Genomic DNA, 24,032 nt, shown 5'->3' with positions numbered 1-24,032 from the left:
TCCCACTAGATACATAAAATGGTTCGTTGCTACATCTTTTTAATAATATCCGCTGCCACTAACTGCCCTGATAAGGTGACCATCGGTGTGCCTCCACCTGGATGAGTTGAACCACCGGTAAAGTAAAGATTACGATAGATAGGATCACGGTTCTCTACTTTGAAAAATGCTTGTGAAACACTATTTGAACTCATACCGTAAATGGCGCCCTTATAGGCCGCTGTCCGCTCCATCAAATCCTTCGGTGTATAGAAAAACTCTTCTTCTATCCGCTCTTCTAACTGTGTAAGACCAAAATGTTCAAGTTGCTGGATGATGCGCCGCTTCATCTCACGTATGGTTGCCTCATTCCAGACTAACTTGTCTGAAAGATGGGGCGCATTGATTAAGATGAAAAGATTGCCTCCACCAGGTGTCGCGCGCTCAGGTTCTGACACACTCGACTGACAAATATAAATCGTCGGTGTTTCAGGCACATCTAAATCGTCAAAGATGGCTTCAAACTCTTGTGTATAGTCTACTGGGAAATAGACATTATGATGTTTTAAGACATCGTATGTCTGATTGATCCCAACAAGCCAAACAAATCCTGACAATGACACGTCTTTTTTACGTAATGCATAACTCAGTGGATGGTGTGACATAAACGTCTGATAGACCGTTAACGCATCGGCGTTCACAATGACAACATCACTATCATAGAAGATATCTCCTACCTCAACACCTATGACACGGTCATGTTTCTTTCGAATCTTCGTCACGTTTTGATTGTATTTAATGACAACGCCAAGTTCTTCTCCTAGACGGACAAACGCATCGACAATGGCGTATGTGCCCCCTCTTACACCCCAAATACCTTGTGAGCCTTCTAAATGTGCCATCATGGCGAATATCATCGGTGATTGGTAAGGGCTTGAGCCAACGTAGGTCGCATAGCGTAAAAACATCTTCTTCGTATAAGGATGCTCAAAGTAGTCATCTAGTAATGATGCTAACGTTTTAAACGGCTTGATTTTAATAAAATCTTTGATCAATGACGGTGATAATTGCGTCGTAAGTGGATACATCAGTTGACTAAAAAACTGCCGATGACTGATGTCATAGAGGCGCTTTGCCTCTTCTAAAAATGCCTCATAGTTATCGGCATCGTGTCTACTAAATTCAGCGATTTGTTTTTTCACTGCCGCTTCATCACGAGAAAAATCTAAGTGAACATCCGGTGAGAAAAAGTTTCTCGTTCCGCTGTCAATCGGATAAAAATCAAGATAATCTTCAGGCTTTCGTCCAACAGATTGAAAGACCATGTCAAATACGTGTTTTAACGTAATGGTACTTGGACCTAAATCAAACTGATAAGGCCCTAAGGTAATAGGACGTAGTTTCCCTCCTGCTTCCTCGTTTTTTTCTAGAATCGTCACGTTGTAACCTGCATGTGCTAACCTTATGGCAGCTGATAAACCGCCTAACCCTGCGCCAATGACTAAACAGTCTTTCATTGATATCGCCTTCCTTTCCAGATGTAACCTCGGTGCGTGAGGCTTTTATACATTGAATCGACACCGATACCGATCATAAATAGAATGCTAATGGGTATAAAGAAACTCAGCCATTTAGGCACTGCGTTTCTCCAGTCAATGACTAGCTTCGTTAAAACCATCAAACCGTAACTGAATAAAACATATCTAACATCTACCCATGGAAGGAAACAAAACGGTAAAAGAAACAGCACCGTATAATAGCTCATCAACCCTAACATATAGCCTACTTTCTTATTGAAAAGGCTAAACATATTCTTTTGAAACCCCAGCCAGACGGATTGAAAAGAATGATACATACGCATCTGAACGAATGGGTCTACTTTTAGTAGGCGAACCGGTTGATTCAGTGCTTTTTGTTTTTTCATCAGTGACATATCATCTAATAACGACGTTCTAATCGCTTCATGGGCCCCAGCTTTTTGATAACTATTTTTTTCAATCGCGATAAAGCCACCATGTGCTGCCGCCAATCTCGGCTTATGCGATTGCGTCACGTACTTAAGTGGCAAGTGCATGAGCACGGTAAACAACATCATCGGCACCATCAACTTTTCAGCTAAAGTGACCACATGTTGTTTCGGAAAACCTGAAATCATGCCTGTTTTCTGTGCCTTTAACACCGGTAAAATGCTTTCAATCGCCATCGGCATGAGTCGCACATCCGCATCTAATAGTAAGAACCAATCGCCTTGTACTCGTTCTGCTAATTGATGACAGGCAAAACTCTTTCCTAGCCAGCCTTCTGGTAGTTCTCTACCTTCATAGACCTTAAGAGTAGGATAGACGGATTGTAAGTCCGTTAAGATTTTACTAGTCCTATCCACTGAGTGATCATTTAATACGAGTACGTCAAGTGGAAGGATTGATTGATTATAGACGGATTCTATACACGCTTTAATATTATCTTCCTCATCCCGCGCAGGGATAAGGACACTGATCGTCGGTAAGTCATCTAAAGGTACGTTCGCACTCACGATTTTTTCAGGTGGTAAAAAATAACGCAGATTGACCACAACAAACCATAATTGAATGACTTGAATGATGATAATGAGACCAATAGCCGTTGTCATCGCTTTGTCCTCTTAAAGGCATCTAACCAATCACTCGTTGAGCGCGAAGACTTCAGGATTGACTGCCATGTGGGAGCTTTATAAAAGTGAGGATCATCAATCATCATCTGTTTTTGAATCCTGTATTGCTTCGTCATCAATGCCTCAGCTTGTTTTAGATATTCTCGCTTCGATTTGTCCTTTTTATTAGTGATGAGAGCTTCACCAATCATAACCGATACCACTGGTTTTTGTTCTTCTAAGAAGACATATTGTAATGTGACGGGTACGACATGGACGTGTTCTTTTAATGTCATGATGCGACCAAGTCCTGGTTCAAAAACAAATGGTACCGCTTCTTGGTGTTCGACCTTTCCTTGAGGGAACACCCAAATAGGCTGTTGCTGCGTCATGAGTTGATCCATATACTGAAACGTCTCGACTAATGACCGGGGCTTTGATTTATTCAGACTAAACGCCCCGCATTTACGGAAAAACGGGTAACGTTTCAGTCCGGTTTCATCCATCATCACATAATGATTTTGTTTCGTTAACGTTTCAACTAAATAAAATAAAATCAAACCATCCCACCAAGAACTGTGATTAATCAAATACAACACTGGCTTTTCTACTGGCGTTAACTGACCATGTACAACAATTTTCCCGAACTGCTTCTTCAATAAATAATACTTAAGATAGCGATAGAACACCGACTTAAACAGGGAAACATGTTTAGCGGTAATCATAACGGTATTTCCCTTCAGCTAATAGGATAAAAAGAACACTTAAGCCAAAGACGACAATCTCGTCATGCTTCAACGACAACAAACCAAACATCAACAACATCAGCTCAAAAATCAACGTATTCGTTCGGGCTAATGGTCTTGGACGCTCGTACAGTGGGAATAGTAGACTAAGTCCTGCCCCAATCACAAACCAACTAACAAAATTCGTAATGGGAATATTGAAGTAATGAACGGTCCCTGGGTTATACCACGTCCAAAATGATTCGAAGATCGCGACCGGATCTAAAATCAAATCAATTATCACAACCCATATACCCGTCTCAATCGCCCGCCGCCATTTGCTTGTTTGACTCGCCATCAACAAGCTATTTAATAACACCCCCACCCAAGCTAGGGCAATCGTAAACGGTACACCTAACACGAGCGGACCGAGTACGGAAGTATAATCATATTCCCCGAACGGAAAACCCGTCTCGACACTAAGCACTTCAATAAAAAATGTTACGACACCTACAATAGCACTCCCAACCAGTAACGCCTTGCCTTTTTGTTCAAATATCCAAATCAACTCGATGAGACTGACCGAGTAAAAGATGAGAAATAATGGCTTCGAAAAAGCGAGCGCATCAGGTACGGTAAAAAAGACTTGCAGAATAACACCAATCGTATACCACACTAAAAAAACAGGTAAGAGTATGGGTTTTCTTTTCATATGCTTCCACTCCCTATTATGTATAAAAACGTCTAAGTTACATGCTTCTATACCCTTTTATAGTGCCTTTTAATCCCTCCCTTTTGTCCGTTAAGAGCGAGTGGTACTCATGACGTACAAATCCGTCATGAAAAATAAGCGACGGAGAATAATTGATTTCCCCAGCCGCTTATTTTATGACGTGTAGACAAATATATTCATTAATGTTTCAGTAAAGACGCTCATTAATACGTAAGCGCAAAGTGCTCGATTACACCGTCATGCGTTTCCACCTTAACGTGTACAACAATGTGATCTAAACTAACGTCTCTTAAACCATCCACGCGAAAACTCCCGTTATAGAAGTAATCCGATACATTTTGCTCTCTATAGTGCCATCATCATAATAGTAGGCGTCATCACTCATAGATGCTCCAGTATAATATTCTTCCATCTCGTGTGAAGGTTCTCTCGTTAACTGGTCCGTAATGTCTTGATTAACGACTTGATTACCGTCGTGCCAGACTTCAATAGTGACATGTTGGAGGCCAAACGCATCTAACTGATAATCTGTTATATTCAGATCAAATCCAGCCATAAACTCTCCGCTATCTAAACCGATATGATGCTGCATCAGGTTAATGCGATCATACGACAGTTCATCACGTATCGGCAAATCACTTTCATCCGTCGACATTAGTCTTTTTGCCCCATCTGCTTTTTCTTCAGTGACATTGAATGTATAATTGTTCGTTACCGGAAGTGATAACGCGACTTTATAGGTTGTGCCACTTACATAAGTTAATAGGTGATGCTTGTGCTCTTGCGACTGTATATCAATTGTCTTTAGCGCATACGTCGCATCAGGATTCGTTTCTTTTAACGTCACAAAGATATCGGCGGTGACCTCTTGACTGTCAGGTTCAGCCGATAAGTATTGAACGTCCACTGAATGAATATCACTACCTGCTTCTTCTAAGTCACGATTGATTGTCTCTGAGATATTATATTCCATGTCTCTAACGAGTTGGTGTAAAAATTGAACCTCGTTATTTAACTGTTGATGTGTCTGATTGACACTATTGATGATGCTAAAGCCAAAGGTCATGACCACAACGAGACCAACAATGAATAACAACACAATAAGCTTCTCTCTATTATCCTTCATTCTTTCACATCAGTCTGATGATTTTTCAAACGAAACTCACCTAATATAATGTTTAACATTATATACTAACGTATCAATTTACATGACGATTATCAACACTTTTTTCAAATTATTAGAAAACATTCCAAACTAAGCGATTTAAATGTCTAATCATTGAGATACAAAAAAGTATTTAGTTTGTTCTCACAATACCTTTAATGATTTTTCTTTCCTCAAAATGAAAAAGCACACGACAACAGTGATGTCATCGTATGCTTAAAAAGTATTTTTATTTTTGTTTGCGCATCATATTAAGATACTCTACCGGCTGGTCAACTTTGACTTTAGTGATCATCATCGCATGCTTCGCCCGGTCAATCGCTTCACCTTTATCATCGTACACTTCAGTGATTGTCTGTTTAAAGTGAGTGAAGTTCGGTCCAAAGAATTCAACTTCATCACCAACACCAAAGTTATTACGTTGTTGAATCGTGGCGATTTGTGTGTCTTGATCGTAATCTAACACAAGTCCCGCAAAATCATATTTTGGTAAGCGCTCTGGCTTACCATATAACTGATCTTTATGCGTTGGTTCATGATAATAAAAGGCGGTCGTTAGATTGCGCTGTGCGGCCTTCCAAATCTCATCCACCCAAGCTGGGTCTAGTTCATAATTTTCTGGGTCTTCGAAATAGGTATCAATGATTTTACGATAGACGTTTACGACTGTCGCAACGTAGTGAATCGACTTCATTCGTCCTTCAATTTTTAGTGAATCCACACCCGCTTCAATTAAGTCGGGTAAATGTTCAACCATACTTAAATCTTGTGAACTCATCGTATACATTTCATCTGCTTCATCCGACACTTCTGTCGTATTATTTGTACCATCTTCAAATAAATCATATTTCCAGCGACAAGACTGGGCACAGCCACCGCGGTTGGCATCACGTGCGGTCATATGATTAGATAACACGCAACGGCCTGAGTATGAAATACACATGGCCCCGTGAATGAACGCTTCGATTTCAATATCGACTTTTTCTTTCATTTCGCGAATCTCATCAACTGATACTTCACGTGCAAGTACGACCCGTGGAACGCCTTCATTTTTCCAAAATTCAGCTGTTTTCCAGTTCGCAATCGACGCTTGGGTTGAAATATGCACTTCTAAGTCCGGTGCCGCTTCACGACAAGCCTGAATAAGTGCTGGGTCTGCGACGATGACCGCATGAACCCCGACCTCATAAAGTGTCTTAAAGTATTCATGTGCGCCTTCTAAGTTCTCATCATGTGCAATAATATTTGTTGCTACATAGACTTTTGAACCGTATTTTTCCGCGAATTCAACCCCTTCACGCATTTCATCAAAGGTAAAGTTACCCGCGTTTGAACGGAGGCCAAATTGTTTCCCGCCGATATAAACGGCATCGGCACCGTAATGAATCGCAAATTTTAACTTTTCTAAGTTACCTGCTGGTGCAAGTAGTTCTGGTTTTCGTCTTGTGTTTTCCATCGCCTTTACCCCTTTTTAATAAATCTGTTCTTTGAAATAAAAACCGGTGTCAAGTTGTCGGTCTTTCGGTTGAATATTAAAGATGGCTTGTTTGAAGCGCGCTTTTTTCATTTGATAAGCTGCTTTGTCTTCTAGACATGTGTCAATCGCTTCACGGTAAATCGCGACAATCTGTTCATTATAATCGGTAGATTTTAAAATACCTTCAATTTTTAGCCCATCAATTTGACCAGCTAAAATCTCATCTAAATGATCAATCATCATTAAGTCAGATGTACTCATAATATGCGTCCCGTTCATATCTTCAAAGATTGGATAATGTGTTTCTGATTTACGGTCTTCTTTAATGAAACGCTTAACTTCTGGTTCATAGTCGCGTTCAATATGGTCATAATAGTTCTTCACGAGTTTACGTTTAGACTGGAAAATACAGCTCATCCCGTGGACTTGAATATCAATCAAACAGTCGACTTTCGCTTTAATTTCGATCGAGGCATCTAAGCGTAATTCATTCGATAATGCTGCCCGCGTTGCGCCGCGTCTATGCCAAAAGTTAAGTGTTTGATAGTTCGTTGAAAGTGTAGCTGGGTTCCAAATCAGTGGTAAGTCAAACGCTAAATCCTGAATGATTTGAAAAATCGCTTGGTCACCTGCGACAATGCCGTCGACACCCATCGTTTGTAACGCGGTTAAGTACTCAGGCAAATCACGTAAATGATCATTATGATAGATGGCATTGACCATCACATAAACCTTCTTATTGAGCGGCTTGGCAAAGTTTGTGGCCGCTTCGATTTCTTCTAATGTAAAATCACCCGCGACGCGGTTACCGAATTGTTGATGCCCAACAAAGACGGCGTCAGCACCTGCTGTTAAAACACGTTTTAATTCATCCATGTCTTTAGCGGTCGCTTGTAATTCTGGTTGATAGTTTGTCATGTTTGTCACCTCTAAAAATACAGTCTAAGGATAATTATAAAGGTTTCACATAAAAATGATGTGACTTTTATCACACTTAAACGTACTTTTTATTATGAATACTATATTTAAGCGGTTGCAACGATTCTCATCGTTTTATCGCTATGTTGAGCGGGTATTACATTTATATAACTGCAGAAAACAAATATTTAAGTGACGCCGGTAAGGAAAGGAGTGTTTTTATGGGAAAGCTACATGCACACGTCATTGTTCATGGCCGCGTTCAAGGCGTTGGTTTCCGCTACATGGCTGAAATAAAAGCAAATGAGATTGGTGTGTTTGGTTATGTGAAAAACTTATCTGATGGCACAGTTGAAACAGAAATTGAAGGGGAAGCGAGTAAAGTCTACCAACTTATTGATGAATTAAAAAGTGGCATCAGTCCTTCTGCGAAAGTAACCGATGTCGATATTGAAGTGAGTGAAGAACTAGTCGGTTACAACCGGTTTAGGACGGCGTATTAACGAAAAATCAGGCTCAATCAATAAACTAAATTTTTCTATTAAAAAAGGGTCGTAAGCACATAGCTTACGATCCTTTTATGTTATCCTTCATTTTCTTCAAAGAAACGGCGGTTAAGTGCGATATAGTCATGTTCTGATTCTGGTACTTCATCTTCCATGAAAATCGCATCTACAGGACAGACCGCTTCACACGCCCCGCAATCTATACAAATATCCGGGTCGATGTAGTACATATCTTTTCCTTCTTCGATACAATCAACAGGACACACTTCTTGACATTCGCCTGCTTTTTCATCAATACATGCCGATGTAATTACAAAAGCCATTTATTTTCCTCCTCTTAATGTGTACGCAATATATTACCACACGTGTTTTAATTCTTGATGATCGCCATCAATATGGATAATAAACACGTCAGGATTCTTTAGTACTTGCCAATCTTTAAAGTCAAAATCCGGGTTAATTTCATTTAGGTAAAGGGCGAGTAAATGACCATGCGTCACCACTAAAAGTGGCGCGTTTTCTTCACTATACTCATCAATGACCTGCTTAAACCGACAAAGGGCATCTTTTGCGGATTCTCCGCCCGGGAGCTTATAATCCGGATCATTAAAAGATGCTTGTACGACGCCGATATAATCATCAACGGGTTGATCACTTAATACTTGTTCTTGGAGGCGTGTATCTTTTATCACCTCAAGATGATGTTGTCTCGCATAAGGACGTACCGTTTCTACCGCACGCATATACGGACTTGATACCAACTTTTCTGGTTTAAGTCCTTCTGTTTCTAAGTATTCCGCCAAGCGACGCGCTTGATTCACACCTAAATTCGTCAGCGGTGAATCTTTATGCTTACCTTCTGCGTGGCAATGTCGAATAAGTATCAGTTGTTTCATGTGACCATCTCCCCCTGAGGCTAGTATCATTAAAAACGTTCTTACCTAAACTATTACCTTAAATTGAACCTAGAAAACCACCTTTAGTCATTTTTTTCAGAAAAATATTCTTTTCTAAATCCACCAATGCGATTGGAGTTATCAATGATGAAATAAAATTCATCCGTTTCATTTTTCACTTCATATTCTTTTCCAGGTGTTAACATCGTGTCAACGACAAACTTCTTTGCATCTGCATGAACACAACGAATCTTTTTAATCGTCTCTCGCTGTTCCCAATCTTTATGAATCACAAGCCGTCTCTCCTTTGTCTCAATAAACTTCTGTTCTAGTTTATCACGTTTAGAGAAAAAAGATAAGTTAATTCTCGCCGTTTTTTAATTCAAATAGCCGTTAATCACCACTTACCCTAAACATTAAAATGTAGCGCTCGGTTTGTAGTGGATAATTAAAGACCTCATCAACAAACGTTGCCTCATACTTAAAGTTATGTTTTTGATAAAAACGCCCAGCCTTTTCGTTTCCTTTTTCAACGTCTACAGTCAATGACTGAGGGTGTTCGCGATTGATATAGTCATAAAAAAGACGCGATCCAATCCCTTGACGGGTAGCACCTGGTTTAATGTATAAAGCATAAAGGTGGGCATCTTGGAGATTTTCTGACGCATCTAAAAAGCCTTTAATCACCTGATCCTCACTAGCAACGAGGACACAACGGTCGGCTATCCGTTTTATCAGCACGTCTTCTTGATAAAACGTCTCGACACATTGGTTGATAATTTTAAGTGGCATTAGGTCTTGATATGTATGATGCCAACTCTCCGTTGCAATTTGTTGAATCGCTGGAATATCTGCTTCATTCGCTTGTCTAATCTTTGTCATATTGAGTACCTCCATCTTTAAAACAGCTGTTTTTTAAAAAAAGTCTGGACCTTTACCTGGCGTTCGTCCTTTTACTCTATGTAAGAAAATATCACCGACTCAAGTCACACATGCGACTTGAGTCGGTGATATTGGTTAACTATTTAGCTTAAGCGTGCTTACTCAAAAAGACGCACGTATTCGCCGTAACCTTCTGTCTCTAAATCTTCTTTCTTTATAAACCGCAAGGCCGCTGAATTAATGCAATAGCGACTGCCCCCTTGGTCTTTTGGTCCATCATCAAATACGTGCCCTAAGTGCGAATCGGCTTGTTTAGACCGTATTTCAATTCGGCGCATACCGTGACTTGTGTCCATCTTCTCTTCAAGTCGTTCACGACTAACAGGACGAGTAAAGCTTGGCCACCCACAACCGGCATCGTATTGATCGGTTGTTGAAAACAGTGGTTCGCCACTAACGATATCAACATAAATACCGTCTTCCTTGTTATCGTGATAGGCATTTTTAAATGGGGGTTCTGTCCCGTTCTCTTGGGTAACGTGATACGCCATATCGCTCAACCGTTGTTTTAGTTCCGTTTTATTCGGTTGTTGATGCCACGTTTTATTCATGAAGTCCGCACGCCCTGAACCTTTTTTATATAGACGATAATGGAAGCGATGATTTTTATAATAATCTTGATGTTTGTCTTCTGCCGGATAAAAGGTAAACGCTCTTCTGATCTCCGTCACCACCGGTTGTTTAAAGATTCCCGTATCATTCAGTTGTTGCTTAGACTGTTCCGCTAATTTTTTTTGTTCATCATTATGATAAAAAATAGCGGTTCGATAGGACTCCCCGCGGTCATGGAATTGTCCCCCATCATCGGTTGGATCAATTTGACGCCAGAACAAGTCTAACAGTTTCTCATACGGAAATACCTCTGGGTCATACGTAATTTGAACCGCTTCAACGTGACCGGTTGTGTCAGAACAGACTTCCTCATACGTTGGATTTTCGGTATGTCCCCCCGTATAGCCAGAGATAATTTTTTCAATACCGGGCTGTTCATCGAATGGCTCTACCATACACCAGAAACAACCCCCTGCGAATGTTGCGATTTGATTTGTCATCTTCATCCCACCTTTTAATTACAGTGTACGGTGAAAGGTGCTGCCAATCAACTCTTATGCTTCGTGTTTATCAATATGGCAACAAACAACGGGATCATTACTAAACAAAGGTTACTCCCTAGAAAAAGATAGGGAATAACCTTTGTTGACATGACGGGTTGTACGTGACTTAATTCACACTATAAAGTGAGACTAATTGATAAAGGATCTCGGTTTTATTTTCTGTAAAGGTTAATGATTTAATTTCCCCAAAACCGATTTGGTCAGATGTTTGGTGTCGTCTAATTTCAATCCGTTCATGCAGCGGATATAAACGATACCCTTCAAGCGTTAACGTAAAGTGATTATCTTCATCTTCTTGTCGACGCTCTTTTCCTTCCGTTACTAATGTCCATTCTAACGATAATGGCATACTCATATAAATCCCTCATTTCTATTGAATCAATCATTTAAAAGCTAAAGGCCGCATCAGACCCGTTGGGTGATGTGGTTATTTCTAGTTTAGCATAAATTTCTTCTTTTAGTTGTGGGACGTGCGAAATTATTCCTAAAATGCGATTTTTCTGACTCAGTCCTTTTAAGGTGTTAATGGCTTGTTCTAACGATACATCGTCTAACGTGCCAAACCCTTCATCAATAAATAACGTATCCAGCTGAATGCCACCGCTATAAGCTTGGACCACATCAGCCATACCAAGTGCTAAACTAAGCGAAGCTTTAAATCCTTCCCCGCCAGATAATGTTTTTACTGATCGTACTTTTGACGTATGGTGATCAATCACCTCTAGGTCTAAGCCACTTTGGGCCCCGCGTTTAGCGATTTCATGACTACGTCTAAGCTGATAACGGTAATCGGTTAATTCAACCAACCGCTGATTTGCTTTCACTAAAATATCATCTAAGAAGCTTGATAAGACAAATCGTTCAAATGACAACTTCAGATGGTTATCCCCGCGACTTAAGTCAGCAATCTTTTTGATTGTCTGATACTGTTGTTCAGCTCTTTTAATCGTATCTAACTGTTGGTTTACCTTATTTTTGACACCTTTCATTAACGTAAGTGATTCTTCCAGACGCGTTGTTTCTTTAACGCGGGTGTTATAACGCTCATCAAGTGCTAAAAGTTCCGCTTTAAGCGGGGCAATTTCTGGTTTTTCTTGATCAGCGATGCGCTCAGTTAAAGTGTTAAGGTGGACCGTTAGCGTTTGTTTGGCCTCGTCAAAGGTTTGGATCTCACGTTTTAATTTTTCTCTGACATCACTTGGTTGACGTGCCGTTAAAAAAGCTGCCTCACTGTCAAAGGCTGAGTCCATTAATTGTTGTTGAAACGCTGTCTGTCGTTCGGTTTCTTTGTTACGTAGTTCCGTTAAGTAACGGTCAAGACTACTTAGTTCTGTGTCTAACGTCTGTTTTTTAGTTTCAAGCTTGCGTCTATCCTTATCAGCTTGTTCGTATGCCGCCTCAAATATTTTGACTTGTGTTTGTTTGTCTTTAAACTCGGCTTCAAATTGATTGAACGTCAGCTTGTCTGTGGGTAAGCGTTGTTGTAACAACTCAGACTCGGTTTCAAGCTTCTGATAGGTGGCTTTTTCTGTTGTGATTGTCTCTGAGCGTGCGAGTAATTCCGTTTCTAGGTGACGGTATTGCTTTGTTTCTTTATCCAGCGTGAGTGCGAGTTCATTGAGATAGCGCTTTTTTTCCTCATAACGTTTAACTGCTTGGTTTATGTCCGACAGCTCAGCGTCACGTTCCTTAATCCACGCTTGTAGTGTTGACACCTCAGGCGTCGACGTAAGGTCCACTGAGAGATCTTTTAGTAAGGTGTCAACTTTTTCTCGTTGGTACGTGCCTTTTAATTTTAATTCCGCGACATCCGCTTGTTTTTGTCTTAACGTGCGTTCTTTTTGTTCACGGTCAGCCTTAACCGCTTCTAATACTGCATCAGACACAAGCGCTACTGGTGTGTGTTCTGTGCCTGGATGATTAGTCGAACCACAAACAGGGCAAGGTTCACCGCTAGCTAGCGCTTCTTTAAGCCGGTAAGCGTACCCATCGCGAAAGCGTCTATCAGTTTCTATTTCTTGTTGCTTTGCCATTTCAACAGCTACTTCAAATGACTTAAGCTTGGTCTGTTCATCCTTATAGGCTGCCCTTAAGGTCGTGAGTGTTTCGGCCGCTGTTTTTGCCTCCGCTAACTTTTTAAGAGCCGCCTCTTGTTTTTCTTGCTCTCTCACCGCTTTTAAGTAGCTCGCCTCTATTTCATGGCGGGTATTTAGCACCGTTTCTTTTTCTTTTATCGACGTCTGTAAGGTAGCTAAGCTTGCCTTTTTCTCTTCATACGTTGCGGTCAGTTCACGCAAGTGATTGCCTTGTTTTTTTAAGTTAGCCATCTTTTTTTCATAGGTTTGCCAGTCTTGTAGCTGTTGTTCGGCTTGTTTTAATTCATCCTTTACCGATGCAAAGTTATCAACTTGTTGGTGTAAGCGATCAAACTCGGCTTGTTGCTCACCGAATGCCTCCGCTACACGTGTTTGTTCTTTAAGGGTTGACTCGCGTTCAGCTGCTTTATCATCAACTTCTTTTTTACGACTTTGATAATCTTGATAATAATAGTCAAGCGTCACCGCTTTTTCCGCTGCTTCGAGTGTCTGTCGCTTTTTGGTGATCGCTGGTTCTTTTTCTAACAAACGCGTGCGTTCTTGTTGTTTTGTTTCATACGCATGAAACGCTTCAAGTAATTGTGATTGATGCTGAAGGGTGGTGTTTTTTTGATTGAGCGTTTGTTTAAGCTCGGTTTGTTTCATCTCATTATCTTCGATCTGTTGTTTTGTCTCCGTTATTTTTGTTTCTAGTCGTTCTAATAATTCTGTCGTCGTTAATTGATCAATCTCAACCTCAGTTTCCCAAGGAATACGTTGCCACTCGAATTGTAGACTTTGTTGTAAATTGGTTAACTGCTGCGCTTGGTCTTTCACTTTGTCTTTAAAGTAGTCTTGTAAAGCAGCATACTTCCCGGTTTGAAATAGCTTTTGTAAGATTTGTTCCCGTTCTTGTGAGTTTTCACTGATTAACCGGCGGAATTCACCTTGTGGGATCATGATCATTTTTAAGAATTGATCGTAATCAAGACCAAGAATGGTTTTAATATGATCATTGACTTCATTAATTTTCGAGTCCGTCACAACAAATGCCCCATCAGTAAATGTTTCTAATGTGGCGGTGGCGGGTTCTTCTTTTAATCCTTCACCACGACGTTTTGGCACCCATTGTTTCGGTTTTCTTAACACACGGTACGTCGCATCTTTAACCGAAAAAGTAAACCGCACAAACGTTTCGGTGTCATGACCACTAAAATCACTTCTTAACGTATCATGATCACGGTCCGTCCCGCTGGCTTTTCCGTATAAACTAAAACAAATGGCATCAAAAATTGTTGTTTTTCCTGCACCTGTCGGCCCGGTAATAAGAAACAGCGACTCCGCCCCGAGCTCAGTAAAATCTAATGTTTGCTTCTGTTTATAAGGTCCAAAAGCTTGGAATTCTAATTCAAGTGTCCGCAAACTTAGCGCCCCCTCTCGTGTTTTTTGATATGAGCAAGTCCCTCTGCCAATAAGGTCCGCTCAGTATCCGTCATTGTCTCACCCGTCATCTCTTGATAGAAATGTTCGAATAAGGCATCATCACTCATCCGTTCTGTCACCGGTGTTTGATCAAGCTCATCCAAGGCTACGTCACGATGTGTCCGTTTATACTCGAGACGTAAAATATTTGGAAACTTTTTGCGCAACTCCGACATTGGATCAATCACTTCTTCCGTGTCATCTAAACGGACGAGGAGATAATCATCACTGGCCTCTGTTTTGGTTAAAAGGTCATGAAATTTACCTTCTACGATACGCAAGTCGCGCTTAGGTTTAAGTAAACGCCGCTCAAGTGTAACATTATTTTTTTCAGCTAAGTTAACGACCGTGACCGACTTTTTATGCCGAGCTTCCGAGAAGGAATATTTTAATAGTGATCCGCTATACTGTACATTGAGTCGTTTGACTTGTTGGGGTTGGTGTAAGTGACCTAAGGCAACATAATCAAACCCGTCAAAGACAGACTGATCGACATACGGGCTCCCGCCAATCATTGATAGGCGCTCCTCTGAGTCAGTTTCCATGCCACCTGCGATAAACGCATGGGCTAAAATAACATGGCGCTCAGATAAATCAACGCGGTCTCGAATCGATTGAACGACAACTTCCATCGCCTCATGGTGCGTTAACATCGCATCGATCTGAAAGTGATAGCGAACTTCATTTGGTTCAAAAAATGGAATCAAATGAAACGTCACGGGACCATAATCATCTTGAAGCGTCACCTGTTCAATGATAGCGGTTAATTTCGTCTCAAAATATAACTGATTATCCCGAAATAATGCCCGGCCAAATTGTAGGCGGTCCGGACTGTCATGATTACCTGATGTGACAAGGACAGGGAAATTATAATCTCTACTCAGTTTCGTAATCGTACGGTCAAATAAACCAACCGCGTCTTTTGGTGGAATGGATCGGTCATAAATATCACCAGAAATGACGACGCAGTCCGGTTGTTCACTATCAATGATCTCAAATAATTGATCAAGCACATACGCTTGGTCATCGGTCATATGGACAGCGTTCACAATCTTACCTAAATGCCAATCGGCGGTATGGAGAATTTTCATCTTTTCACCTCTATAGTTAAATTGAAAAAAAGAGCTGAAAGAATCCATCCAGCTCTTTTTTTATATTAGCGACGCGTCTCTAAATAATCATACCAGAGCGCATCAAACACACTCATCACTTCGGTAAACGGTAGATTCCATTCTAAATAGCGACTCACTTCATCATATTTCTCTGATTGCTTTGGAAAATCATGATCTTCAAACATCCAATCAGCCAATCGCTTTTCATTTGTCATCTGTTTCATTCCGCGGTAACGCATCATGTATTCATAAAAACTTTTACCCATTTGTTTCACCCCTTCAACGTTTTAGTCGGCTTATCTCGATCAAATTGAATAAAATAGTAATCATAAGGGTTATCGCCATCTTTCACACCTTGTGTTTTTGACGTTTCCACAAACCCTAATTCGGTGTAATCAGGAAAGTAGGTATCACCTTCAAATGCAGCATCGATGTAAGTGATATATAACCGGTCCGCCACCGGAAGGCATTGTTTATAAATCTCACCACCACCGATGACCATCACTTCATCTTTACGCGCTTTTAAGTCTTGTTTTAAACGTTCAATATCGCGATAGACCTCAACACCTGGATAGCTAAAGTCTTCTTGTCTCGTTAACACAATATGGTGACGGTCTTTTAACGGCTTTTTAAAACTTTCAAAGGTTTTTCGTCCCATCACAATCGTTTTTCCTATCGTTTTTTCTTTAAAAAATTGTAGGTCGCGTGGAAGGTCCCACGGCATCCAGTTATCTTTTCCAATCACAAAGTCTTTTGCGTGTGCAGCAATTAAACTAATCATGATAAGTCCTCCTAAACAGCAATCGGTGCTTTAATCGGTGGATGTGACTCATAACCAACGAGCGTAATGTCATCAACCGTTAAATCGAATAAAGATTTACCTTCTGTTATATGAATCTCAGGCAAGTTATACATCTCTCGTGAGAGTTGTTCTTCCACTTGCGTTAAGTGATTCTGATAAATATGGGCATCGCCCAACGTATGAATAAACTCCCCAACCTCAAGCCCTACTTCATTAGCGATCAAGTGGACAAGCAGGCTGTAGCTAGCAATATTAAAGGGAACCCCTAAAAAGATATCCGCACTGCGCTGGTAAAGCTGACAGCTTAACTTGCCATTTGCCACGTAAAACTGAAACAGTGCATGGCACGGTGGTAACGCCATATTACTCGGGACATCTTCTGGGTTCCAGGCCGTGACAATATGACGGCGTGAATCAGGGTTTGTTTTTAAGCTCTCGATCACATCTTTTAACTGATCAATCGTCTCCCCACGGGACGTTTGCCAGTGACGCCATTGCTTGCCGTATACCGGTCCTAAGTCACCGTATTGGGCCATAAATGCATCATCTTCTAAAATCCGTTGTTTAAAAATCGCCATTTGTTCTTTATACAGGGTGTTAAAGCCAGCATCTACAAGGGAACGGTTACCGAAATCCGTCATATCAGGGCCAGTATAATCGTTGCTTTCAACCCAGCGCTTAAACGCCCATTCATTCCAGATGTTGTTGTTGTGCTGTAGTAAGTAACGAATATTCGTATCACCATGAATAAACCATAATAATTCTGAGACAATCAATCTAATATTTACTTTCTTCGTCGTTAAGAGCGGAAACCCTTCCGCTAAATCAAAGCGCATTTGCGCACCAAAAACAGAATATGTACCGGTATTGGTTCGGTCGGACTTTTTTTCGCCATCTGCTAGCACATGGCGACATAAATCTAAGTATTGTTGTTCATTGACGGACATGTTAAAACCCCTTATTTAAGAATTTGCTAGACACTATTATACATGAAAGCTCCTCTTAATAGTAGCATTGATAATAAGTTCATTTAAAAGCCACGTTCGGTCAATCACTTTAAAAGATCCCGCTCATAATAATAAGCATCATAAAAATCTCGCATTAATTGGTGCCGCTCGCTAGCAATACGTTGTGCTGTTTTCGTATGAAGCAAGTCTTTTAAGCGAAACAACTTATCATCAAAGTGCTGCATCGTCTCATCGACCGGCCGGTTGTGCGTTGTGCCGTATTGAATCGTCCGAATAATGCCAATCGCCCCAATCGCATCAAGTCGGTCACTATCTTTTACAACTTGTTGCAGCAACGTTGTGGCTTGTTTGTTGTGCCTGAAGGAGATGACACCAATTGCGGTAATAATGACGTCAATCGTATCATTATCAAAACCGATTTGTTTTAAAAATGTTATAAGTTCTTGTTTACTTTTTGCTGGGTCTTGGACTAACTTGTCATCATAATAATCATGACAAAGAGCAATCACTTCTGGCAAAAATGGATCGAGCCCTTCTTGCCTTGCGATGTACGTACTCATGTTACTGACCCGGATCATATGGTCATAATTGTGACCGGATGTGTCATTAGAAAAGCGGTCATGCATATGTTTTTTAAGGGTTGATATTACGGATTGTTTATTCATATTTTCCTCCTATGCTCCATTGTATTACGCTTGACTTTTTCCAATAAATGCGCTATCATTTTTGCAAAGCTTAAAGAAAAAGTCAGATTTATGTATGTCAATGCACGTGTCGTATATCTGACACAGGTATTGGCTTTTTCTATGTTTAATGATTTTTTTAAAGCTTAATTTTATAAGATTGAGGAGGCGCATACGCCATGCAAAACGGTATTGTCAAGTGGTTTAACGCAGAAAAAGGCTACGGTTTCATCCAGCTTGAAGAAGGCGATGATATTTTCGTCCACTATTCTGCCATTCAAGAAGAAGGTTTCAAAACGTTAGCGGAAGGCCAATCTGTTGCTTTTGATATCATTGAAGCTGACCGTGGTCCTCAGGCGGTTAACGTCACAAAAAACTAAACCTCTTCTTTAAAGCGGTGACTGTTGCTCATCGCTTTTTCGTCTGATAGATGACACATTATTTGCACCTTTAACATAGATTAAAAATGCCATTAGATAAAGAGGGATCAGCATGTTAGAAGTATATATTGACGGGGCCACCCTTGGTGAAAACGGTAAGAGTGCGGCAAGTTTTGTCGCAAAAAATAAGCAGGTTTGTCTTGAGGGCTATACCTTTATTGGTGAGAAAACCAATCATGAAGCGGAGTTTCACGCCCTTTACTTTGCACTTGTTACATTAAAGCATGACTATTCAGACGAGATTCTCTCCATTCGTTCCGATTCAAAAATTGTCGTGGATACGATTGAAAAAGCCTATACAAAAAACCCTGCTTTTTTAAGTTATTATAACAAAATCGCGGAACTGATCACCCATTTTCCGCACGTGTTCATCAAGTGGATTTCTGATAAAGACAATAAACGAGCGGATACGTTAGCACGCACCGGTTTACAAACAGAGTCAACCGTTATTCAATCATGTTCTTAACTTTCAAGTAAGCTTCGACTTCATGTCTTTTGGTAAGCTGTTGTTCATCGAGATGTTCTAGTAAATTTACAAAAAAAGACCCATCAAAGCCAAATGTTAGTTTTAACGTGTATTCAATGGCTAAGCGAACAGTATAATCACTCGCCGCTGTGATTTGTTTACCAAAATAAATAAATTTAATATCTGATGCTGACAACTTAAAGCCTTTGGCATACAAATGATCCAAATACGATTCTAATTGCCCTACCATCTACTCTACCACCTTTATCTTGCGGATTCGTCTTGCTTTTATTATAGAATAGCCCGCACGAGGTTACAAGAACAAATGTTCTTTTTATTGTTTTCTTTCTATTTTGAAGCCCCTCCCCTCAACACGCATCTGTTAAGGTGAGGGGCTTCATTAGTTAATCAAATTGATAAATGGCTTGATATTTATCCGTTAAGTAGTTAACTAAATAATCAGGATTTAATCCTTCACCGGTGACGTCAGTAATAATCTCTAACGGTTGTTTCATTCGTCCATGACGATGAACGTGTTCGGTTAACCATTCTTTCATCGGTTCAAAATCATTCGTTTGAATCATCATTGGGATATTAATATCCTTACCCATGGCTTCATGCAACTGCGCCGCATACATATAACCTAAGGCATATGTTGGGAAGTAGCCAAAGTCTCCCCCTGCCCAGTGAATATCTTGTAACACCCCTTCACGGTCTGTTGTTGGGCGAATACCTAAATAACTCTCCATCTTATCATTCCATGCTTCAGGTAAATCTTTGACTTTAAGCGACCCGTCGATCAGTGCCTTTTCTAGCTCGTAGCGAATAATAATATGCAAGCTATAAGTAAGTTCATCCGCTTCAATCCGAATGTAACTCGGCTTTACTTCATTAATAGCCCGGTAAAAGTCTGATTGTTCAATGGTTTGAAACGCTTCTGGTGCAAACGATAAGAACGATTTATATTGACTTTTCCAAAACGCTTCACTTCGTCCAATGAAATTCTCCCAAAACAAAGACTGCGATTCATGAATCCCCATTGATGTTCCTTCAGCAAGTGGTGTTAAAGCAAATGCAGCATCAATATTTTGTTCATACAAGGCATGACCGCCTTCATGAATGGTCCCGAATATGGCCGTTCTAAAGTCTTGTTCATCGTAACGCGTGGTCACCCGTACGTCACCTTGATTAATACCAATCGCAAATGGATGAATTGTTTCATCTAGTCGTCCGGCATCAAAATCATACCCCATCTTATCAAGCACACTTAAACTAAATGCTTGTTGCTTGTCTTTCGGGAAATAATGAAGCAACTGACTCGCATCAACCTCCACTTCTGATTGTTGAATTTTTTTAACAAGCGTCGCTAGTGCTAGTTTTAACTCATCAAATACAGGATCTAAAACGTCTGTCGTTAACCCTGGTTCATACTGGTCTAATAAACCGTTATACCGGTTATCTTTATATCCCCAGTAGTCACTGAATCGCTGATTATATTCAACGAGTTGTTCTAAATATGGCATAAGTAAAGAAAAGTCATTGTTTTCGCGTGCTTCTTGCCAGACCGTTTCCGCTTTTGAACGAAGGGTCACAAAGGCCGTATATTCAGCTGTTGGAATTTTCGAATCACGGTCATAATCTCTTTGACATACGTCCAACATTTTTTTCATGACCGGATCATCAGTGACTTTCTTAGGCAGTTCTTCTAGAAACTGTTTCATCTCATCGGATGTTTTTAATGTATGAATCGTCTCAGATAATTGACCAATCACGTCCGAACGTTGATCCATGCCTTTTTTAGGAATCATTGTCCGCAAGTCCCAGGCCATTAAATTTAGTGCTTCTTCGTAACTTTTAATTTTCTTTAAATAGTCTTTAAATGCCGCAACAGTCACAGTCATTCTCATCCCTCCTACTTGTTGTGTCTACCGAAGTATTGATAGTAATCGACTTTAATAAAGCCATTAAATAATTTACGTTTTTTCGTTGCTTTCATGCCAAATAATTTTTCAAACTGTTCGTGTGACGTTAACACGTAACTGCTCCACGTTGCGTTTAGTACCATTGATTTACCTAAATCACGATACATTTGTTTAACTTCCTCTTCCTCATTTAAGCGCTCACCATAGGGTGGGTTCGTAATCAAATAACCATTGTCTTTTTTCGGATGAAAATCGCGCGCTTGCATTTGTTTAAAGGTAATCAAATCATTAAGCCCCGCCTCAATCGCATTATCTTTGGCGATTTCAATCATTTTCGGATCTAAATCAGAACCGGTAATGTCGAGCGGTTGGTCATAATTCGCCAATTTTTCCGCCTCATCAAAAGCTTGATCCCATAAAGTCTGGGGAATAAAATCCCATGATTCACTCGCAAACTCTCGGTTAAAACCGGGCGCAATATTTTGTCCAATTAGGGCGGCTTCTATCATAATCGTCCCTGACCCACAAAATAAATCAACGAGAGGGTAATCAGGTTTCCAGTTGGTTAGCATCACAAGTGCCGCAGCAAGTGTTTCCTTAAGCGGTGCCTCCCCTTGTCTAAGCCGGTAACCCCGTTTGTGCAATCCGCTGCCCGATGAATCCAAGGTAAGCGTGACTTTATCTTTTAGTAGGGCCACTTCAATTTTATACATCGCACCAGTTTCCGGCATGTTGATGGCGACGCCATGTTTTTGTTTTAATTTCTCAGCGACCGCTTTTTTCACTAACCGCTGACAATCAGGCACACTATAAAGCTTTGATTTCACCGATTTACCGATGACTGGAAAAGCCCCGTCTTCAGGAATATAATCTTCCCAGTTTAACGCTTTCGTTTGTTCGAACAGATCATCAAACGTTTTCGCCTCAAATTCCCCGACAATCACTTTAACCCGGTCTGCTGTTCTAAGCCAAAGATTTAAGCGTGGAATCGCACTCACATCTGCATCAAACATGACTTTCCCGTTCTCCACTGTCACATCGGTATAGCCTAAGTCTTTCACTTCTCTTGCGACAAGGGATTCAAGACCCATCGCAGCTGTTGCTAGTAACCGTACTGTTTTCATATTATTCACCTCATTATTATTAAAAAAACCTCCCAACGACCAAAAAGTCAGAGGAAGGTTCATCGTTTCAAAATAAATGACCAATGAATGTTTTATAAGCCATGTTCTGTTCTAAAGCACTGCAAACGGTGGTCAGCCTCGTACTCTAGCGGTAACCATCTATCTACATAGTTAACTATGTCCTTGTTTCGGTTTGATTCCCTAATCCAAGATGCCCCTACCAAAATTTGGGTTGCTCACTCGTGGGGTTTACCTCGTTCCACTCAAGTCGGTTTCCCGCTTGACTTCGTCACTGTGGCACTTTCAAGGTACTAGACACATATCCGAAGACTTAGCATCATTCCCTGCCGTCAATCACAAATGTGACTGCCTTGATTTATTTATTCATCAAGCACGAACACTACAAGCATCACAGCTTGTGCGAGCATGGACTTTCCTCTACAAACGTTAAACGCTTGTAGCGATTACCAAAACATTCATTTCCCTTTATTTTTTCCTTTAACAGTATAACATAACTCACGTAAATTGACACGTGGAAATGTTTAGAAATACTTAATCATCGGCGTACTTCTTGCCAAAGACTGCTTTTTCTAAGTTAGATACGCGCTTTAAGATATCATAGTTTGCTTGATGATTTGTCGCCTGGACGCGTGGTCTTACCGGTTCTTCCGGCTTTCTTGACACACGTGACTGTGCTTCTTCAAGTTGTTTGATCTTACTTTCAAGCGCTTCATAATCTTGAATAACGATATCAAGATACGCATCTACTTCTTCTTGATTATAGCCACGCATCGACGTTTTAAAATCTTTGTCTAAAATATCTTTGGTTGATAATTGTGTTAACTTCGTTTCCATTTTTTCACCTCGTTAAATATATAAGGTTGTACTGTCTTTTCTTATCTGTTCTATTATATCAAACTTTCAGAAGAATTGTAGTGACGAACGTATCATCGGTCTTTATTACGCATCAAATTCAGCTAATTCTTGCAGTTCTCGGCTAATATCTTCTAAATCAAGCGGCGTGATGGTGAAAACGGGGTGATTAGTTTCTTTTTCCATTGCTTCAACATAAAACTTCACACTGCCTGGATGGTCTTCGTCAATCAAGACGAGACTAGCGTCTGCTTTTGATAAGAAAAATTGATTTTTCATTTTAAATTGACCGGAATTTTTATAGCCACCTTGATAGAGCGTATTAAAATAATCAACCGTCATCGTTAGGAGCTGATACTTCTCTTGGTCCGCTTCTTTCCAGCGACTGTCTTGGTCTTCAAATGGAGCAATGATTCCGATTTGAAAATCATATTGCGCTTGTAGGTCAAGACACACCTCCACGCACCATAACTCAACACCGAGCTGTCCTGAGACAATTACCCACTCTAAACCTTCCTCAATTAACCCGATTAGTCTTTTTTCTAATGCTTTTTTGATAATCACAACCCGTGAGTCTTTCTCAGATTGAATCCCTAATTCAAATGATTTATATCCGGTGACCGCTAAAACTTTCGTCATTTCGGATACACCTTTCTCACCATATCAAGCACAACATCAACCGATTTCACCAATTCATTGAACCGTTTTATATCGGCGTCATGATAAAAACTATGCATAATAATTAATTCCATATTTTCTCGCGTCGACTGAACGAGTGTCGGATGGATCGATAAGGTGTGTGTTTGAATATCTGTTAATAAAGTATCCTCCCATTGTTCCAGCAACTGAAACTGCGGGGTGACTTCTTGTTTAATAACGTTAAAAGCTTCCCGGTCATTTAATTGAGCCGGTGGCGTTTTCTTCTGATAGCGGATAAAACAGGTTTGTTTAATCCGATCAATGGTTTCTGTTTGTGATAGAATTGTCATAACTTTTCACC

At 40.4% G+C, this 24,032-nt stretch carries 28 protein-coding genes and 1 other RNA gene; 3 read left to right on the top strand and 26 right to left on the bottom strand.

The features are described from left to right. Positions 1–29 precede the first annotated feature (29 nt). The 7 genes from BM098_RS05625 to BM098_RS05595 form a co-directional block, all read right to left on the bottom strand. Complete coding sequence (locus BM098_RS05625; RefSeq protein WP_089831291.1) at positions 30–1,496, bottom strand: phytoene desaturase family protein; 1,467 nt, start codon at positions 1,494–1,496, stop codon at positions 30–32. After that, positions 1,493–2,608, bottom strand: a complete 1,116-nt coding sequence (locus tag BM098_RS05620) for a glycosyltransferase family 2 protein (RefSeq protein WP_089831289.1) — start codon at positions 2,606–2,608, stop codon at positions 1,493–1,495. The genes BM098_RS05625 and BM098_RS05620 overlap by 4 nt, the downstream gene beginning before the upstream one ends. Further along, positions 2,605–3,333 (bottom strand): lysophospholipid acyltransferase family protein, encoded by a 729-nt coding sequence (locus tag BM098_RS05615; protein WP_089831287.1) that lies wholly within the window; start codon positions 3,331–3,333, stop codon positions 2,605–2,607. The genes BM098_RS05620 and BM098_RS05615 overlap by 4 nt, the downstream gene beginning before the upstream one ends. Next, positions 3,320–4,045 carry a carotenoid biosynthesis protein gene (locus tag BM098_RS05610; protein WP_089831285.1) on the bottom strand — a complete coding sequence of 242 codons (726 nt, stop codon included), beginning with the start codon at positions 4,043–4,045 and terminating at the stop codon, positions 3,320–3,322. The genes BM098_RS05615 and BM098_RS05610 overlap by 14 nt, the downstream gene beginning before the upstream one ends. Positions 4,046–4,355: 310 nt before the next feature. Then, entirely contained in the window at positions 4,356–5,192 is an 837-nt protein-coding gene (locus tag BM098_RS05605) for a hypothetical protein (protein WP_143423377.1), read from the bottom strand. Between the two features lie 268 nt (positions 5,193–5,460). Continuing rightward, positions 5,461–6,687 carry a peptidase U32 family protein gene (locus BM098_RS05600; RefSeq protein WP_089831281.1) on the bottom strand — a complete coding sequence of 409 codons (1,227 nt, stop codon included), beginning with the start codon at positions 6,685–6,687 and terminating at the stop codon, positions 5,461–5,463. 15 nt (positions 6,688–6,702) lie between these two features. Further along, complete coding sequence (locus BM098_RS05595) at positions 6,703–7,626, bottom strand: peptidase U32 family protein (RefSeq protein WP_089831279.1); 924 nt, start codon at positions 7,624–7,626, stop codon at positions 6,703–6,705. Positions 7,627–7,847: 221 nt separating this feature from the next. Here BM098_RS05595 and BM098_RS05590 point away from each other — a divergent pair, with 221 nt between their 5' ends. Beyond that, positions 7,848–8,129 carry an acylphosphatase gene (locus BM098_RS05590; RefSeq protein ID WP_089831277.1) on the top strand — a complete coding sequence of 94 codons (282 nt, stop codon included), beginning with the start codon at positions 7,848–7,850 and terminating at the stop codon, positions 8,127–8,129. A gap of 80 nt (positions 8,130–8,209) precedes the next feature. Here the strand turns inward: BM098_RS05590 and BM098_RS05585 are convergent, their stop codons facing one another. The 12 genes from BM098_RS05585 to BM098_RS05530 all read right to left on the bottom strand — a co-directional run bounded on the left by BM098_RS05585 (position 8,210) and on the right by BM098_RS05530 (position 18,189). Beyond that, complete coding sequence (locus BM098_RS05585; protein WP_089831275.1) at positions 8,210–8,455, bottom strand: indolepyruvate ferredoxin oxidoreductase subunit alpha; 246 nt, start codon at positions 8,453–8,455, stop codon at positions 8,210–8,212. A 33-nt stretch (positions 8,456–8,488) separates the two neighbouring features. Continuing rightward, the gene (locus BM098_RS05580) at positions 8,489–9,028 is read right to left on the bottom strand and encodes a histidine phosphatase family protein (protein ID WP_089831273.1); all 540 of its coding nucleotides are present in this window, start codon (positions 9,026–9,028) and stop codon (positions 8,489–8,491) included. An 83-nt stretch (positions 9,029–9,111) separates the two neighbouring features. Then, complete coding sequence (locus BM098_RS05575) at positions 9,112–9,321, bottom strand: DUF6501 family protein (protein ID WP_089831271.1); 210 nt, start codon at positions 9,319–9,321, stop codon at positions 9,112–9,114. A gap of 100 nt (positions 9,322–9,421) precedes the next feature. Next, on the bottom strand, positions 9,422–9,910 hold the full coding sequence (locus tag BM098_RS05570) for a GNAT family N-acetyltransferase (RefSeq protein WP_159430121.1): 489 nt from the start codon (positions 9,908–9,910) through the stop codon (positions 9,422–9,424). A gap of 158 nt (positions 9,911–10,068) precedes the next feature. Then, positions 10,069–11,028, bottom strand: coding sequence for a peptide-methionine (S)-S-oxide reductase MsrA (gene msrA / locus BM098_RS05565; RefSeq protein WP_373863175.1), 960 nt, complete (start codon positions 11,026–11,028; stop codon positions 10,069–10,071). Positions 11,029–11,191: 163 nt separating this feature from the next. After that, the gene (locus BM098_RS05560; protein ID WP_089831265.1) at positions 11,192–11,440 is read right to left on the bottom strand and encodes a DUF2584 family protein; all 249 of its coding nucleotides are present in this window, start codon (positions 11,438–11,440) and stop codon (positions 11,192–11,194) included. A gap of 31 nt (positions 11,441–11,471) precedes the next feature. After that, complete coding sequence (locus BM098_RS05555; RefSeq protein WP_089831263.1) at positions 11,472–14,582, bottom strand: AAA family ATPase; 3,111 nt, start codon at positions 14,580–14,582, stop codon at positions 11,472–11,474. A 2-nt stretch (positions 14,583–14,584) separates the two neighbouring features. Further along, positions 14,585–15,733 (bottom strand): exonuclease SbcCD subunit D, encoded by a 1,149-nt coding sequence (locus BM098_RS05550; protein ID WP_089831261.1) that lies wholly within the window; start codon positions 15,731–15,733, stop codon positions 14,585–14,587. A gap of 65 nt (positions 15,734–15,798) precedes the next feature. Further along, positions 15,799–16,020 carry a YozE family protein gene (locus tag BM098_RS05545; RefSeq protein WP_089831259.1) on the bottom strand — a complete coding sequence of 74 codons (222 nt, stop codon included), beginning with the start codon at positions 16,018–16,020 and terminating at the stop codon, positions 15,799–15,801. A 5-nt stretch (positions 16,021–16,025) separates the two neighbouring features. Beyond that, positions 16,026–16,535 (bottom strand): dihydrofolate reductase, encoded by a 510-nt coding sequence (locus BM098_RS05540; RefSeq protein WP_089831258.1) that lies wholly within the window; start codon positions 16,533–16,535, stop codon positions 16,026–16,028. Positions 16,536–16,546: 11 nt separating this feature from the next. Next, positions 16,547–17,503: a thymidylate synthase gene (locus BM098_RS05535; RefSeq protein WP_089831256.1), complete on the bottom strand. Its 957-nt coding sequence runs from the start codon at positions 17,501–17,503 to the stop codon at positions 16,547–16,549. A gap of 104 nt (positions 17,504–17,607) precedes the next feature. Continuing rightward, positions 17,608–18,189, bottom strand: a complete 582-nt coding sequence (locus tag BM098_RS05530; RefSeq protein WP_089831254.1) for an HD domain-containing protein — start codon at positions 18,187–18,189, stop codon at positions 17,608–17,610. Positions 18,190–18,386: 197 nt separating this feature from the next. On the opposite strand from BM098_RS05530, the gene BM098_RS05525 reads away from it, so the two are divergent. Both BM098_RS05525 and BM098_RS05520 read left to right on the top strand, forming a co-directional pair. Then, positions 18,387–18,587 carry a cold-shock protein gene (locus BM098_RS05525; RefSeq protein WP_089831252.1) on the top strand — a complete coding sequence of 67 codons (201 nt, stop codon included), beginning with the start codon at positions 18,387–18,389 and terminating at the stop codon, positions 18,585–18,587. A gap of 112 nt (positions 18,588–18,699) precedes the next feature. Continuing rightward, entirely contained in the window at positions 18,700–19,113 is a 414-nt protein-coding gene (locus BM098_RS05520; RefSeq protein ID WP_089831250.1) for a ribonuclease HI family protein, read from the top strand. Here the strand turns inward: BM098_RS05520 and BM098_RS05515 are convergent. From BM098_RS05515 to BM098_RS05485, 7 genes are all read right to left on the bottom strand, one after another. Beyond that, positions 19,094–19,363 (bottom strand): DUF6123 family protein, encoded by a 270-nt coding sequence (locus BM098_RS05515; protein WP_089831248.1) that lies wholly within the window; start codon positions 19,361–19,363, stop codon positions 19,094–19,096. The genes BM098_RS05520 and BM098_RS05515 overlap by 20 nt on opposite strands. 154 nt (positions 19,364–19,517) lie before the next feature. Next, complete coding sequence (locus BM098_RS05510) at positions 19,518–21,014, bottom strand: carboxypeptidase M32 (protein WP_089831246.1); 1,497 nt, start codon at positions 21,012–21,014, stop codon at positions 19,518–19,520. A gap of 11 nt (positions 21,015–21,025) precedes the next feature. Beyond that, a complete protein-coding gene (locus BM098_RS05505) occupies positions 21,026–22,159 on the bottom strand; it encodes a THUMP domain-containing class I SAM-dependent RNA methyltransferase (RefSeq protein WP_089831244.1) in 1,134 nt (377 codons plus the stop codon). Positions 22,160–22,249: 90 nt separating this feature from the next. Beyond that, positions 22,250–22,635: RNase P RNA component class B (gene rnpB / locus BM098_RS05500), an RNA gene on the bottom strand. A gap of 76 nt (positions 22,636–22,711) precedes the next feature. Continuing rightward, complete coding sequence (gene gpsB / locus BM098_RS05495) at positions 22,712–23,014, bottom strand: cell division regulator GpsB (RefSeq protein WP_089831242.1); 303 nt, start codon at positions 23,012–23,014, stop codon at positions 22,712–22,714. Between the two features lie 105 nt (positions 23,015–23,119). Further along, positions 23,120–23,671 carry an SLOG family protein gene (locus tag BM098_RS05490; protein ID WP_089831240.1) on the bottom strand — a complete coding sequence of 184 codons (552 nt, stop codon included), beginning with the start codon at positions 23,669–23,671 and terminating at the stop codon, positions 23,120–23,122. Beyond that, a complete protein-coding gene (locus BM098_RS05485; RefSeq protein ID WP_089831238.1) occupies positions 23,668–24,021 on the bottom strand; it encodes a DUF1798 family protein in 354 nt (117 codons plus the stop codon). The genes BM098_RS05490 and BM098_RS05485 overlap by 4 nt, the downstream gene beginning before the upstream one ends. Positions 24,022–24,032 lie beyond the last annotated feature (11 nt).

Source organism: Halolactibacillus halophilus, assembly GCF_900115605.1.
GTDB lineage: Bacteria > Bacillota > Bacilli > Bacillales > Amphibacillaceae > Halolactibacillus > Halolactibacillus halophilus.
This window is presented reverse-complemented; position numbering and strand designations above follow the sequence as displayed.